Origin of the sequence: Bacillus sp. SIMBA_154 (genome assembly GCF_046536015.1) — a bacterium.
In the GTDB taxonomy this organism is placed as follows: domain Bacteria; phylum Bacillota; class Bacilli; order Bacillales; family Bacillaceae; genus Bacillus; species Bacillus pumilus_P.
Window position 1 is genome coordinate 1 of sequence record NZ_JAWJBV010000607.1, and the last position, 240, is coordinate 240.

General features: G+C 38.3%; 1 protein-coding gene. It reads right to left on the minus strand.

Translation table 11 applies throughout. From position 1 onward, the window contains the following. Positions 1–51: 51 nt before the first annotated feature. Positions 52–240: hypothetical protein (locus tag R0K30_RS23330; RefSeq protein WP_410613388.1), on the minus strand; the 189-nt coding region annotated here is incomplete at its 5' end.

Genomic DNA, 240 nt, shown 5'->3' on the forward strand with positions numbered 1-240 from the left:
ATTTGGTTAAATCTTAAACTTATGACAAGTTGTAATTTAAGCTATATAAGCTTAGCTTTGTTGCTGGCATTGACTAATTATGGGTAACTGTCGCAGAACCTTCATCTGTGGATCGATAACGATAATGTCGCTTTTTTTGGCATTGATAGTGATCAGTCCACCCACTGGAGTGTGAGTTGTCAACTTCCCGTTTATAGAAATAGGAACCGGCATTTTAAACGCTGTGCCATCTTTTTCGCT